The sequence below is a fragment of the Sideroxydans sp. CL21 genome (assembly GCF_902459525.1).
Classification (GTDB): Bacteria; Pseudomonadota; Gammaproteobacteria; order Burkholderiales; family Gallionellaceae; genus Sideroxyarcus.
Genome location: NZ_LR699166.1, coordinates 1,052,363 through 1,068,567, shown reverse-complemented (window position 1 = coordinate 1,068,567; position 16,205 = coordinate 1,052,363). Strand labels below are relative to the sequence as shown.

General features: G+C 55.1%; 6 protein-coding genes. All 6 read right to left on the bottom strand.

Annotated features, from left to right (window positions below; genetic code table 11):
* Nucleotides 1–6 precede the first annotated feature (6 nt).
* A complete protein-coding gene (locus QOY30_RS05035) occupies nucleotides 7–843 on the bottom strand; it encodes a hypothetical protein (protein ID WP_283743541.1) in 837 nt (278 codons plus the stop codon).
* Nucleotides 844–861: 18 nt separating this feature from the next.
* Nucleotides 862–2,496 carry a putative porin gene (locus QOY30_RS05030; RefSeq protein WP_283743540.1) on the bottom strand — a complete coding sequence of 545 codons (1,635 nt, stop codon included), beginning with the start codon at nucleotides 2,494–2,496 and terminating at the stop codon, nucleotides 862–864.
* 56 nt (nucleotides 2,497–2,552) lie between these two features.
* Entirely contained in the window at nucleotides 2,553–3,185 is a 633-nt protein-coding gene (locus QOY30_RS05025; RefSeq protein ID WP_283743539.1) for an energy transducer TonB family protein, read from the bottom strand.
* Between the two features lie 15 nt (nucleotides 3,186–3,200).
* Nucleotides 3,201–3,605 carry an ExbD/TolR family protein gene (locus QOY30_RS05020; protein WP_283743538.1) on the bottom strand — a complete coding sequence of 135 codons (405 nt, stop codon included), beginning with the start codon at nucleotides 3,603–3,605 and terminating at the stop codon, nucleotides 3,201–3,203.
* 9 nt (nucleotides 3,606–3,614) lie between these two features.
* Nucleotides 3,615–5,405, bottom strand: a complete 1,791-nt coding sequence (locus tag QOY30_RS05015; protein WP_283743537.1) for a DUF2341 domain-containing protein — start codon at nucleotides 5,403–5,405, stop codon at nucleotides 3,615–3,617.
* An 89-nt stretch (nucleotides 5,406–5,494) separates the two neighbouring features.
* Nucleotides 5,495–16,156: a filamentous hemagglutinin family protein gene (locus QOY30_RS05010; RefSeq protein WP_283743536.1), complete on the bottom strand. Its 10,662-nt coding sequence runs from the start codon at nucleotides 16,154–16,156 to the stop codon at nucleotides 5,495–5,497.
* Nucleotides 16,157–16,205: the final 49 nt, after the last annotated feature.

Genomic DNA, 16,205 nt, shown 5'->3' with positions numbered 1-16,205 from the left:
AATGAATTAGGGACGCGGCACATCCTGCACTTTATTGCTGGAAGGTGTAACAGTTGAGCCGACGGCAATATCATTGCCGGGCGAGCTACCCGACACGTTGGCGGGTGCAGCATCGGCTGGGGCAGTATCGTGAACTCCGCCGCCTTGTACGTAATCAGATACGGCACTGACAGGTTCACCACCGCTTGGGGTACTGACAGGCGGACTTCCGGATGCACTGGCGGGCGTATTGTTAGCGGTTACGCCGGCAGGAAGTTTGGCAGGCGTAATTTTGGCGGCGTCAGCTTTGTCCTTGTACTCTTGCAGCAGATTCTGAATTTTGACTTTCTCCAGTTGAGTGAACGGCTCGGCCTGCAGCAGCGAAGTAAAAATCCCCTTGGACTGATATTTGTCCATCAACTCCACGCTGATCCGGTAAAGCTCTGCATTCTTCCTTTCACAAGCCTGGATATCTCCCGACAGGCGCATTTGCTCCTGCTCTTTTTCCTTCTGAACCTGTTGCAGACTTTTATTGGCCTCGGAATTTTGTTGCGTCATTTGCTGAAGGCTTTTTTCGGTTTCCTGATATTTTTCCGTCAGCTCGGCAAACTGTTTGCGTTGCCCTCCCGATTTCTTTTCCAGTGCCGCGCTTTTCGACCCCAATTCGCCTATCTGCTTTTTCAGATCGTCGACCTGTGAAGCAAGTTCCGCTTTTTCTCTTTGCGCCGCCGACAATTGCGCCTGCATGTGGCGTATTTCGCGAGCTTCCTTGCTGACTTCAGCCACTGCTTCAGGTGCCATTAAGCCCGTCACCGCGATGGTTGCTGCCAGACAACAAACCCACTGCGAAACCGTGTTCTTCATTTGGATAGCTCCCCGCATTTAAAAACGCGCGCTTATGTCTACTTGCAAAGTGTCGATCGACAACGGAGCACCGTCGATCTGATCGCTGCTCAACCAGCGCACAGTCAACCAGGCGTTGTTATCCACACCGTAGCTTCCGCCAATGATGAAGCCTTTGGCATTGGTACCCCCCAGGTGGAAGTCCTGATCGTTCAACGCATCCAGCACCGCATCTCTTTCCAGATATTTGTACGTGGCACTGGCCTGCCACTCACCGGGACGTGTAATCCTGGGCACACCCACCGCTAACATTGCCATGTGCCCGTTAATTCTGGGTGTTGGGGCAGGCAACCCCGTGCGAAGCGCAATTTCCTGCTGGTTATATCCCAGATTCCTGACAAAATCGGCAGTGAGCATCACATGGATCGGGTCGAAATCCGCCCAATCCATCTTTGCCGTGAAATCGAGTTCCCTGAATTTCGATGCCAGCCCATAAATGGTCGGATCCCCGACAGCATTGACATACATCAGCGTATTTCCTTTCTGCATATTTTGCACTGCAGTCTGATCGTAGAAATGCGAACCCAATATCGTGTTTTGAGTTCCCTGCACATTACGGAAATCGTACAGCGCCACTCCTAACTGGGCGGCAGAAGAATTCGGCGCCATCCAGGCTGCACCCAATTGCGTGGCGTAAAGCCACTTGGTATTGGCAAGATTCGTATCCGAGCCCTGAACATCCTGATAAGGATAAGCACCGACAGTCAGGAAACTGCCCCATTCATCGCTGATTTGCGGCTTGAGTTTCGCCGTCACGCCTTCAAAGTTGATATTGGTGTCCCAGAGCAAGTCCGTGCTCACCCAGGGATTGGCCAATTTCCCACCGCTAAGCTCCAGCCATGAATACGGAATGTTCTGGACATAAGCACGAGTGAGCACCATGGTGTAGTTGTTGTAATCGTTTCCCATGGTCTGGTTGCCGGTGGATACTCCCGTCTGGTTACCCGTGCCAATCCGGAACACGACTATCGTGTCATCGCTTACACGCGCCTTCATGCCCATGCGTCCCAGGACTCGCATATAGTTATGTGTGTTGGTGCTATCGTAAATCAGGTTCAATCCTGCGGGGTTGAACTGGGCTGGCAGCGCATTGCCTGCCGGATATCTGTCGCTCTGATAGCGCAGGCGGAACTCCCCGTCCCAGGAAATACGGCTCAACCAGCCGGGCATTGCGCCGGGATCACCCCAGCGCTCACCCCTGGCTTGCGCCAGCACTTCGTGTTTGATCGACTCGGTCATTTCATCCTTCAACGAATCCGGTATATAGGGCACACGCACGACACCCGGCGCAACAGGCTCAACGGTCGGGAGAACATTCGTCGCAGCAACACCGCTTTGAGCATCCGGGTTCGCCGCTGCGACGCCACTCTGCGCAGCCACGGCCGGCGTGCTCTTGGCCGCAACAGACTTGGCGGCTGACGCATCCGCATCGCGCATCAGCTTGTCCGCGACCTCCTTGGTCAGCACACCCTTCCTGGTCAGTTGGTCAATCAGATTCAGAATGGATTGGTGCAATACTTCGAGTTGATTTTTCTGCTCTGTTTCTTCTGCGAAAGCCGGGACAGAAATAATGCCCCAGATCAAAAATATTGAAATTATGCTTTTAATGTTCATGCCTGGGTTCCTGTTCATTTCTGGCGTGTTTCTCTAGAAGTTATGTAATTGTTCACTTAGCGCGAACTGATGCGCAGCTTGATCGGTTGGGGAATATCAGAAGGCGGCTCTTCGAACTTTGCACCGGACAAAACTTTCTTCATCAACGCATCCAGCTCATTGCTGCCACTTGATCCGAGCAATTCAATACGGTTGACAACACCGCTCTTGCCTATCCAGAGCGCAACCTCGACCTTGTATTCGCTTTTGCGCAGCTTTTCGTTGCGGTTAAGCTCCTCATGGATACCCTGTTGGACTCCGCCGAGATAGAAACCGAAACGGCCACTACCTCCCATCCACCCGCCTCCGCCGCCAAAGGACGTATCGCCATTCCCGTAGCCCGCCCCGCCAATTCCAGGCGGAGGCTGATCCGATTGCAGAGGCTCCGGTGGAGGCTGTTCCTGCTTCATTTCCTCCTTGGGCTCGGGCGGCTTCTCCTCCGGCGGCTTGGGTTCCGGTGGAGGCGGTTCCGGCGGCTTGATCAGCGATATCTGCTGCACCCTGTGCTTTTTCGGCTCGTCGGCATCGGAGAGGAAATTCCTGATCAGCATCACCACGACCAACGCCACGATGATGATCAACCCCCCGCCGGCCAGAATCGGCAAACGCTTGCGGTAATTTTTACTGTGTTTGGCCGGAGCTGAAATCACGGGCGAACGCACAGCTTATTTCGCCGACTTCTGAGTGACCAATCCCAGATGCGTAATATCAAGGCGCCCCAGCAAATCCATCACGTCGATGACCTTTTCATATTGCACCTTTGCATCGCCCTTGATGATCACCGGCAAGTCCGGAGTCTCCGCACTGTAGGCGCGCAACCTTGTCTCCAATTCGGCAAACGTCACCGGATAGGTATCCAGATAAATCCTGCCGTCTTCGGCAATGGTGATCGCCTTGGTCTTGGGTTTGGCCAATGCGGGCGACTTGCTGGCCTGGGGCAGGTTGACCTTGATGCCCTGCACGGAAGCCGTGGTCATGATGATGAAAATGATCAGCAACACATACGCCAGATCGAGCATGGGCGTGATGTTGATATCGTCGAACGGTTCATTGTCTTCCTGGACTTTCATGTGCGGCTCCTAGCGCGAATACGCTTCAGTGATGCGGCTGATGTATTCATCGACGAAGATATGCATATCCGCTGAAGTATTCTTGATCACGCTGCCGAGATAGTTGTAGCCGAACAAAGCCGGAATCGCGACCGCCAGACCCGCCACCGTTGCTACCAGCGCCGCCGCAATACCGGGTGCGATCGCCGCCACGTTCACGTCGCCTGTCGCCGCGATCGCGGCGAAGGTGATCATCACGCCCACCACCGTACCCAACAGCCCCAGGAAAGGCCCGCCGCTAATGGCGATAGTGAGCAACACCATCAGGCTGCTGAGCTTCTGGTTCTCGCGCACCAGCGTTGCGTCAAGGCTGGCCTTGATCGAACCGATGGCTTGCGACGACAGATATTGATCCTTGGCTTCCGCCTTGCCGAAGCGATTTTTGATCTCCTGCATGCCCGTGTGGTAGATCCGATACAGCGTGGAATCCTGATAATGGTCATGCTTGCCATATAGCGCGATCAGCAGTTGCGAACTTCCGATTTCTTCATCTTCTTCGCTATCGTCCTGATCCAGCTTGGCTGTTTCGGTAACCGACAGATTGTTGTAGTCGCGCAGAAAAGCCTTGTTCCCTTTTTGCACTTTGTTGATGACCACCGCCTTGAGTACCATCACCACCCAGCTGATGACCGCCATCACGAACAGGATGCCGATCACCACCCAGCCGTCCGTCGTTACGGAATGCAAAATGGTGCCGAAGTACGAAGTCCCGCCGCCGCCATTCGCCTCATCCTGACCATAGCCCACCAGCAACGCATCGGAACCCTGACCTGCCGCCTCGACCTTGATCCAGTCCGCAGGGCGCACAACGCCGGACAGTTCCAGTTCATCCATCTCGCCGGTAAAACCCCTGCCTATCGTCACCTCGCCTTGCATGTCGGCAAGCGCGACCGGTGCCTGCGCGATTTCCTGCCCGTCCAGATACACGGTCATCAGAGTCTGCCCGGCAGTCACCGCCACGTGATGCCACATTCCGGGTTTGACATCCATGGTTCTCGGTGTTTCCGTCGCACCAACCGATGCAACGAGCTTGCCGCCGGAGATACTCAAGCCGATTGATTTTGCGCCATCCTGCTGCTGGAACAGAACGGCACCGTTCTGCACAACTGCCGTCTTGATCCAGGCCGAAACTGTGTAGCCTTGCGCTGCGACAAGCCTGAGCGTGGGCGATGCCGGGATGGTGATTGTGCTGCCGCCGTCGAATGTTGCGCCGCGTCCGATCAGCGATCCATCGCCCAGCTTCGCGCCCGACTGTGACGCATGATTGCCATTGCCGCTACGGTCCTGCGGCACCGCTTCCGCCCCGTCGAAGTGATACACCACAATCTGGCTGGCATCGTAAGTCGCCTTCGCATCGTCGGCGGGTGTGGCCTTGGGATTGCCGGAGTACATCCAGATCGTGTCGGCTTTGCCGGGAGTGAGCTTAGGCACCTGCACCCAAACCATCGCCATCTCGTTGACCGGATCGAATTTTTCGATGTGGTACTTGAGCAGCGTCTTGTCGTCGTCTGCCACGAAGCGGATGTCCCCGCCGTTTTCCTTCGCATTGCCAAAATCGAAGTCGCCGGTATGCAAACGTACCAGAACCGGCACCTGGGTTAAAGCCTCCTTGGTTCCAATCTGGGCTGTATTCAGAGTGATCTTCTTGCGGGTATCCCAGTCCCCGTTCCACCATGCATGAGACAGGCCCGGCAATAACGCGAGGGCGGTGACACAAAAAATGGAGAAGGTTTTAATACGTTGGGCAGTTATAGATTTCATGTTTCCATTTTCTCAATTTCAAGTTACGGGACAGTGACGTACCGGGAAATATCCCGGCGCGATCATTGGGTTTATTCAGGTTGGTATCCTTACTGGGTCGAGTTTTGATCTCTCGGATTTGCGTCATCTCCCAATCCGATCACCTCGACGGAGAGGAAAGTAGGTCTGAAGTCATTCGTATTCATGCTGTTGACGCTCGCCAGGCTCTGGGTCGCCTGATCAGCGGCCTTGCTCGCGTCCTGCAGATTGCCCAGACCCACACTGACCGGCGCCGGCGCGGCAATCGGTACACCTGCCGCAACGCCGCCGAAGTTGATGTTGTTGGCACCCAGCACTTGCAACGCACCGAGATAAATATTGCCTGCCGATCCGATGCCTGCATCTCCCGCATTGATCACGCCGGCAGGTGCGTAAAGATCGACTGAGCCCGGCACGACGTTCTTGTTCGCCAGCAACACGCGGATGCCGCTGCCGACCACGGACTGCGTTACGTCCACATTGAAAGTACCCGTCTTCGGATCGACCACCAGCAGCGGCGGCGGCGTGGACGATACGCTCTTCGATCCCTTGCCTGCGTCGATATTGCCGTAAGAAGACCACATCAGAATATTGCCGCCCTGCAGCGTAAACACGCGCGACTGGTTGACCGTGAAATCATTGTTGACGAAAGCATTCACATTGCCGCCATCAACAGTGACGATACCCAATTCAGCCGCCGTTTTTGCAAGGCCGTTCGAGGACGGATTAGCCAGTCCCGCGTTGACACCGCCACCTGGAGTCAGCAGATTGATATCTCCGCCGCGCAGCGTCTTGATCTGGCTGTAGTAAAGATTGATATCGCCCTGATACCCGCCGGAAGGGAACAGCGTGGCGATGGCGGCATATCCAGAGTGGTAGTTGCCCGTATTCACCGCGCTGCGTCCCGTACTCCTCAGTTCGCTGAAGAAAACCTGCCTGACGAAAGCGTCCTGAAGCGGCTGCGACAACGTGTCAAAGTAGGCAAACGCTTGCGCTGCAGTCTGATTCTGCGGCATTCCGTAGCTGTCCACGTACGCGATCAGGTCGGCACCGTATGTCGTTCCTGCGCTGGCAGGGTTGATATATTTATCGATGAACGCCTGCGTATCGGTTGCGCCTTGTCCGACTCCGGCCAGCACGGTGATGCCGGCACCCTGAGCAGGCAGGTAAGGATTGGCGAGATTGCCGTTCGACACAATACCGGGCGAAACCCCCAGATCTACGTTACGTCCGGCCTGCAAAACAAGTTGCCCCGGCCCTGTAACGGTTATGCCCATCGTATTGATCGGACTTGTGCTGGTAGAGTTTGGGTTCGGGGTGAACAAGATGTCGCGCCCTGCCGTCATGCCGGTGGTATCGGTACTCTGAACATTCTGCACGGACATCGAGAGATTCACGATGTCGACCCCAGCCTGGATATTGGCTGCTTTGGGCAGGGTTAACAGCGGCGTGATCGGTGAAACGGTATTGTTTCCTATGATGCTGCCACCCGCCGCGATGATGATCGGAGTTGTATCCCCGTTGTGCACTGGCACCTGACCAAGAACAGGATCGATCACAAAACCATGGCCTGCCATGGGGTCGCTACTACCTGTGTCGATGTAGTTGGAAACTGGCGTATTCGGCTGTAGCGTAATCGGGCTGACATCCGACATGGTCAGTAGACCGTTGAAATTAATGTCGGCACCCGCAATGAGTTGCAGATTGCCTGTAGACGAGGGGAAAAGCCTCATGGGTGAACTGCTGGTGCTGATGCTGCCGTTCAAGGCCGTAACGTTCAGCGTGCCGGGATAAACCGTCAACGCACCTGGATTTGCGTATTTGGGATAGGCTGTGGTGCCGATATTGATAGGATTGATGTAAGGAGTAGTGGCAAGGTTGGTACCTACGTTACCTTGATAGAAAGTTGTAGCGTTGCTGAGCAAAATGTTGCCATTCAGGCTCTCGAGCGAAATGCCGCTGTTATCGCCATACGTGAAAAACATGGTTCCTACACCATTCATGGTCGGGTTGAACGCAGTCTGCAGATTCAAATCTCCGCCTGTTCGTACATCGATATTGCCCTGCCCCAATGCCAGAATGGTATAGAGCGTGGTATTCGCATCTTTGCGCGACGAGTCCAAAGCCCCCCCCGCACTGATGGTTCCCTGCCCGTTGCCCACGTAGAAAATACCGCTGTCAATGTTGCCCCCGGCTTTCACGCTGAGGTTGCCGCCTGAAACCAGCTTCGTTGCACCGGTGGCCGTATCCACATAACCCGTGCTCGGCACCACGGCAGAGAGGCTGGTGATGTTGCCTCCCGCACTGATGTTGAGATTGCCACCGCCCAATGCGCCGATGTTCTGCGCAAAGGAACCGAAATCAACCCACCATGCGGGCTGCACGGCCACTGTGCCGTTAGGCGAACCCTGACGCCATAGCCAATCTGTGATGAGCTGACTGACAGCAGAACCAGATGGCAATCCAGTTATCGGATCTGGCGCCCCGACCGCACTGATGTTGCCCTTGACGGCGATGTTGATATCGCCTCCGCCAGTCGTAAATACAGGCCCTTGTGTCGCGGTGACCGCGCGGCTTGCAGGCAAAATCGTCTGCTGTCCCGCAGTGTAAATCATCGAATTACTGTTACCCAAATACAGGTCGCCTCCAGCCGCAATATCTATGCTGCCGGTGCCAGTGCGGATCATTTCGAAATACGTTGTTGAGGGTTTATAAGGAACAACCACCTGACCTCTTTTATTTTTTAGTTCCTGAGTACCGGCTACAAAGCCTCCTTCTGCAAGCGTCACATTTCCCTTCTTGTCATTTTTCACAGAAAGCACGTTAGCTCCCGTCGCATCCGCGCCTGCAACCAGCCGGTACGACCAGGAGGATGAGCCAACGGGTAATAGCGTGAAGTAATTAGCGGGAGCAGTGGCAGTTGCAGGGGTAATGGCAAATCCGTCGGATAACGACGCTGTGTGATAAGTTATGTCAACAAGATTGGTTGTGGCGTTCAACGCAGATGTAGGTGCAGAACCGAAAATGAGATCGCCGGCCGCTTTCAGAGTCAGGATGCCAGATTCCGTGTTGAAGGCCGCGCCAGTGCCATTGCCATTATTGAAGCGCCATTGTGACAAATCCCAGTCAGCCGTAAGTGCGAGGTTTGTGGTGCTGTCGATCTCTATGCCCGGAGTCAGATGCTGGCTGGCGGTCATGCCAAGCCGAGTCTTGATTGCGGCGGCGTTGTTATTGGCAAAGTTTGTTGCATCGTTATAGTAAACCGAGCTTGTTGCCGCCACTACATCTGCCGCCCCAATCGTAGTCGCGGTATAGGTTTTGAAAGCCTCGACGTTGACGTTTGCACCAGCGCTCACATTAAGACTCGCAGCTGGCTTGGCAGTAGCCAAATCATTATTGTTGATCGCAACATCGTTATTTGTTGTACTACCTCCGACTGCAATCTGCGGTGCGCGCAATAGCACGCTGCCACCTGTATTGCCATCGCCATGCACATCGATGCTTTGATTATTGAGATCGATCACCCCCGCCGTGGTTTCAAGCGTCACCTTTCCACCCGCCTGTCCGGTGCCGCTTGCATGAGCATCCAGCAGCGCGCCGCTTTTTAGCGTCACATTGTTCAGCGCTGCCAACAGGATGTCTCCTCCCGTTATGCCGGATGCATCTACCTTGCCTGACACGTCGATTTTTCCGTTGTCGGCCGCGAGGTGGAAGGAATGTGCCGTTACCGTGCTGCCGGCATCCAGGGCGAGATCGCCGGAACGGACGCGTATGTCGATCAACTGGTTGAAGCCTCCGGACATCAACTGGTTGTCCAGCGTCGTGAGAGTAGTACCAAGAGATTTCGCGTCCAGCACAAAAGAGCCTTGTGCGTGCCCAGGCACCGCAGAACCCTTGAGTTTGCCCGCAATGGATACTATCCCTTGCGTTGCATTGACGTTAAAGGTTCCTGCATCGCCGCCATCTTTTGCATTCGAATTCCTCGCGCCAGATACATCCACAACCGCCCCGCTCGCGATATCGACGTTGCTGTTGTCGGAAGTCAGGGTAACGGATCCCGCCGGCGAATAAGCTGTTTGTCCGGCAATAACCTTGGTTGCGCCAGATGCGACAATTTGCGAAGCGGCACCGAGCGTCACACCATTTGTTGCATGCAGCGTCACCGCGCCCGAAGGCATGACAATGTTTCCATTGTCAGCAATGCTCTTGCCGTTGAGGGAGAACGCCGCTCCGACATCGGCCGTCGTTGGCGCAGAAACGGTGCCCGCCGCGATGGTTACGTCGTAATCCGATGCGGTAATGGACAGGTTCGATTTCGCTGTTCCTGTGATCTCTCCGGTTAGCGCCAATTTTTGGGCGTTGCCGGAACTGACTGTCAGGCTGCCGGTGCCCTGCCCGGTGATCTGCTGTGCCGCATTGAGGTTGACAGTGTCGAAACCCTGAATGCCTTTGCTCCCGTCCGCCAGGATAATCTGGTTCGCATTGATGTTCAGTGTTCCCGAGCCGCCCGGTGTTGACGCAGTCGAACTCCCGTTGTTGTTAATGAGGGTCACGGTCGATGCGTCGATGGTGGTATTGCCTGCATTGCCGATGCTATTGAGATTTCCGGCATTCAACACCAGGTTCGATATCGAGTACTTGCCCTGCACCGATCCGCCCAACGCAGCCGCACCATAGAAATTGATGTCGGTATAACTATGCAGGGCGATGTCCTGGAAATTCTGCATCTGGGCCAGCAGTGTCGGCGTCAGCGCGAGCGAAGTCGCGGCGGGATTCGGATTCGTTCCGACATCGATGCCCTGCGCCGCAACGCTCAGCGCTTGTCCTTTGAGAACGGCTTTGTTGCCAATGGTGGTTGCATTGGAAGAATCCAGCAACACTGCATTCTGGGCACCGACTGTCGCACCGTCTTCGATGGAAAGCGTTGCAGTGAGCGGAACCGGGGCCGTATTGGTTCGTGCAACCGTCACCTGTGCTGCGGAAGAAACGCGCAACAAGGCACCGTCGCCATACGCTGAAGTACCGTTGGCGTTCACATTTGCAATGGTAATGTTGCTCGCTTGACCGGAGAACGTTCCCTTGCCTTCAATGTCGCTTCCTGCCTTGACGGTCACTGCGTTGTTCGCGGCCAGGATGATTTCGGGTCCGGCCAGCACACTACCGGCGTTGTCGACGCGAACAGTATCTGCGCCTACAGCAATTGAAGTTCCGGTCAAGGTCTGTGTCCTCACCCCGCCGATCAGCAGGCTTTCCGCCCCGAGGTTGTTCAGCATGCTCGTCGTCAATTCAACGTAGCCTGCGATCCCTGTGCCTGCGGTATTCACAATATCGAATTGCGGCCCGTTAAGATCAACCCATGCCCCCTTGCCTCCGGCAGCAGGCTGGGAATTGAAAGTGCCATCCAATACGAGCGCACCCGTTGCATCGACGATGAGCTGGCCTGCGTCCACGGGTGATCTGGGCGCAAGGCTCCCGCTGGTTGCAGCCTGAGCTGCAAAGAATGCATTGGCATAGCTGTCGTGATATTCAGACTGTGTACGCACCACGGCACCCGGCGACACTTCAAAACCGGAATAGCGCGCATCCTGGATGTTGGTGCCGACGACGGCAAATTTACCCGCCATGATCTGCGACCCATCCAGCAGGGTTGTAGCTCCCAGACCCGGCTGCATGTCGGAGTAACCGGAAACCGCCGTCACCCGGTAAGCGCCGGGCAGCAACGCATAACTTGCCGGCAGCAGCGTGTAATAACCCGCCGCAAGGCCATTGCCACCTGCAAGATAAACGCTGGCGCCCGCTTTCAGTGTGGTATTGGAACCCCCCTGCAGGTATTGCCCGACCGATTGCGGATCATAAGGTGCGAAGCCGGATATGCCAGGAATGATGGCAAACGTGTTGGCTGGCGCTTTGGCCGGATCGAGCACATTCACCGTACCGCCCGTCCCGGCAAAGAATTCGTTGGCATAAAGATCGCCGCCACCCGAAAGATTGACTGTCGCGCCTGGCGCAACCGTGACTTTTGGTCCATTCAAAGTCACTATCTTTTGCTGGTTTAGCTGGAGAGCAGAGATTGGAACAAGATTGCCGTTTCCGGTCAGGTCATACATCCAGGAATTGCCACCCTGGATCAGCCCGAAAGGAATGATGAGACCGTCTGCCGACACTGAAGTCTGGCTTCCGCCACCCAAAGTCACAGTATTGCCGCCATTCAGATTAAGCGTGCCCAAGGGTGCTTTAAGCACACCGTTTTGCACGATGTCAGCTGCACTCAAAGTCAGTTGACCTCCGGCAGACATCACCGGACTCGCACCATGTTGACCGGGCTGAATCGTGATCGTCCCATTCTGATTACCCGGGTCCACCGAAAGCGTGAATTGCGACATGGTGGTGGGATAGACCTGATCGGCTGTCAGGGTCACATTCCCTAGTGTATGCAAGCTGCCTTGCAGGGCAGTATTGGTAGAGTTGATTACACCGTTCAGACGGATGTCGTCGCTGCTGGCGCCGCCGCTACTGACGACATTTAATTGGCTGATGCCGGAGACCACGAAGTTACCCGTCAGATCGACCATCTGGCCCGAAACATTCAGCGTTCCGCTGCCTTTTGCCGGACTAATGCTTGTGGCAAGAATCGGATCAAGCAATGACTGGAGTTGAGGATTCAGATTGAGATTGCCGAGCGTGACTTGCGCCGATGACACCGTACTGTTGCCATTGGAAACAAGCTGTGGTGCATCCAGCGTGATGCTGCGCCGGGTTTGCAGATTAACCTGGTCGGCAAGCATAATGGCGTTGTCGCTCTTCAACGTCACTTGATCAAAACCCGCCTTTTGCAGGGCATTTGCATCCAATAGTACCCGGCCCGCAAGTGGATCAAGAATAGTAGAAGTAGCTATACCACCAGCTACCAGTTTGGTATTAGATCCAAAAACTTGGGTGGCAAAGCTACCATTACCCCCTGACATGACTTGAATCTGCGCAGGATTTGTCGGATAGAGCGGGCTGATGAGCGGATCGAGTTGGGCGATTCCCGGATTATTTTTCAAGGTCAATGAGAACGATCCTGCAGCCGCCTGGCTTCCCGCCTCGACGGCTGCGTTCATGCTGCCATCGAAAAGTGCGCCTTCACTTGACTGGACAGAGATCGAACCCGCATCCCCAGCCACATGACTTGTGCGGTAAACCAAATTACCCGATTGCAGTTGCGGCAGATCGATATTGGCTGATGCTCCCGATACATCCATCAGGGAACCTTTTTGCGCGACCACATAGCCATTGTTTGCGCCGCTGATGTTGATCTTGCCGCCGGCAAGCATTTGCCCTTGGGTCAGATTCTTCTTGGTGGGTTGAGCCTGCAGAAAATAACCTCTTGCCAAAAGTTGGCTACCCGAACCCAGCCAGATCGACTGCGTCGGGATATATAAATTGGCTGGCAAGTTCAGATTCAGATTGATCGACCCGGCGGGCGCGTCCAGCGTGCCCAGCACGTTCAACTGGTTCACTGAATTCAGGGTGATGCTTGCCGTGGGGTCGACCAGGATTTCAGCCTTGTCGCCTATGGTCAAAGCGCTGAAACCCGCAGAACTTGTTTGCCCAAGAGTAATGTTGACCGGTTTACGCTGCCAGTCAGGCTGGAATCCGGGATTTGACAAGGCATAGACATCCGTGCCCGTAGCCTTGAATGCCGCATCACGGTTGAGTATCAGCGACTGCGCTTTGGGCTGGATAAAGCCGTCCACGTTGAGTCCATAGATACCTCCGCTATTGATCGTGTAAGCAGAAAATCCGCCGCTCTGGAAAAATTCAGCAGGCAACAAGAATGCTCCATTAGCTGCAACACCTCCGATCTGAATATCGTCAATTAAGGCCAGTTTGAAGCTCCCGCCGGTGCCGCTATCCAAGCCGTAACTTTTCAAAGCGATACTGTCCAACCCGCTCAACGCGGTACCATCTGTTGCCTTAACCGAATTCCCGGAAAGGCTGATATTCCCGCCGTTGCCGCCGTGAACCGTGCCGGATTGATCGACCCAGCCGCCTGCCGATGCATCCAATGTCAGACCGGAAGCGACGATCAGGTCATTGCCTGAATTGATGGAAATATTCCCGCCATTCGTCACGATCGCTTTGGAAGGATCAAACGGCCCGAAAAATTTTGAATCGTTCACCCACGTACCGCGCGTTGAAATATTGCCGCCGACCGTGACTGCACCAGCAAGGTTGTATTTCGGATTTACGGTTGACACCGTTCCCAAGCTGACCGACCCACCGGAGACATTGATCGAACCCAGCATATCAGCCTGCCCTCCCTGCAGCGTGACCGAGCCGCCCGAAGCAAGTACGAGTGGCGTGCCGGCATCGATTCTGGCGATGCCGTTTGTATAAACGTTCAGATTGTTCAGGTTGGAGGAGAAAAGGCTGGTATCCAGAACAATAGGCGAGGTCGGTGACAACGCATCAAGAGGTGCATAGTTCGTCGTCTGCTGCGAATTCGCCTGTACTGCCACATCGTGGTTCGTGAGGAAATTGTATTGACCGGTAGTCGCATTCAATGCTCCCGATCCGTTGTAGCCTATGGTCAGAGTTCCGCCCTTGGGCAGCATCTGCCAAGTATTCATGTATAGAGGGGTCAACGTGCCCGAGGCAGTCATATCCACATAGGGCTGCCGCTGGTAGATACCGGAAACCGTATTCGCGATGATTTCGCCTTCGACAGCCGCATTTGGCACCAGCAATGTCACCGACCCGGCCGCCTTGCCTTCGACATATCCCGGATCCCATCTACCACGCAGGTCGCCGCCGGCCATCGTGCTGAAGGTCTCGGTGATACCCCATTTGCTGTGTGTCACGCTATAGGTGCCGGAGATGCCGGCATAGATCATGTTAGGAGAGGCGGTGGCGATATCGTAGACTTTGCCGTTGGATATAAGCGATGTCGTATTGATATTCGCGCCGGTGTGATTGACCTGGCCTCCGGAAATATTGATTACTGCTCCCGGGTTCATCACTGCGTCCCCGGTGGATGCGATGACCACATTCCCGCCCGCCGACGTGCGCTCGGCAACCGTGCGCCCGATCTGGGCCTCTTCTCCGGAATAGTTGGCAAGAGTTGTTCCCTTGCGGATATCCACATATACAGTCTGGCCGTACAGCATACCGTTCTTCTGCAACGGAGCATTCGCCAGTTCAGTTCCGCGCAATTGCACGGCAATAATGTCTCGCGCAACGGAAACCGAAGCCGTGCTGCCCGAAACGTCGATCAGGCTGCCATTGTCGAGGAATACCCTGGCACCATCCGCCGTTGCGACCGGCTTGTAATTGGGATTGAGGAAACTGCTGTAGGCAAGCTTCGGATCGATTTCCTGGTAGATTCCGTTTCCGCTGTAACCGAGAGACCCCACCGTAGGATCGATGTAGCCCGCAGCCACCAGGTTCACCTTGCCGCCGGGTGCGAAGATGCTGCCTTCCACGTTCACGTTCTTGCCCATGACTTCCACGATGGAGGGGTTGAATCCCTGTCCGTCTGTCGTGGTCGAAGTGTCGGTCGTTTCAGGGGTTATCTGGGTGAGGCTGCCTTTGGCCAGTGTCACGACTCCAGTCTGGTTCGCCCTGATATCGTAAATGGGATCTTTAACATCGGTGGTTTGGGATTGATTGTACGGTATAGACGTCGCTAAATTGTAACGGGCAAGTAGCTTGATCGAGCCGTTCTCGGTGACCGAAGTCGTGGCCGAAACCCGCCCCTGCTGGTTTACGGCATAGCCAATCAGGGTGATGTTGCCGCGCTGGGCGACAATGTCGGCAGTGTTGGTAACAGTACCGACTTCAGTATGTTGAAGCCCCTTCCCCGCCAGATTTGGATCGGCCACACCTACGTTTGGAGCCGCAACACCCCCTGCCCTAGACCCCGGATTATTGAAATCTACTTCAACTAATACTCCGCGCAAATTCGGATCCTGACTGGCTTCCAGATAGACCTTGTAACCCGCCGCCAGCACTGCCTGACCATCAGCCGTAACGATGCTGCCGTTGTTCTCCACCACCGGCGCAAACAGCATGATGCGCGAACCATTCAGCACCGCACCGGTATCGACCCTGACAAAGCCGCTATTACCAGAGAATGTCGGCGTGATCACACCGGTACCGGGTGTATTGTTGTTCGCCAGATAGCCGTTCTGATACACGCTATCCGTAATGTTGAGTGACGAGGCGATCAGCGCATTCGTGTTCACCTGCGCGCCATTCGCGAAAACGATACCGTTCTGGTTGATCAGATAGAGTTGGCCGTTGGCGGTGAGAGAACCGGCGATGGTGGTTGGGTTCGCATCCCAGATGCGGTTGAGCGCACTCGACGTGCTGCTCGGCTGCACAAAAGTTACAGTATTGCCTTGGGCGATGTTGAATTGTTGCCAGTTGAGGATGGCGACTTGACTTTGCTGATTGATAGTCAGGTTGTTGGCGTTCGGGAGACCGGTTTTCGGATCGATGTTCGACATCGTGACCGATGTACCCGCTCCGGCAAAATTGCTATACACGTTAGTTGGAGCATTGGCAGCAAGGGTACACCCACCGCAAGGCAAACCCATCGGCACCGGCAACGGCGCAGCTACTGCTTCCGGCAGCGACAATGGCGACAGCACGCCCGTGGCGATCAGCGCGCCAACCAGCAAAGTCAGTCTGCCGATTTGGGGTACACGCGTTTGCTTCGTGCCGACTTTTTGCTTGTCATTTTTCATCGCTGTTCCTTCCACTTTATTTCTGTGCGGGTTCGGTTAAATCAAAACT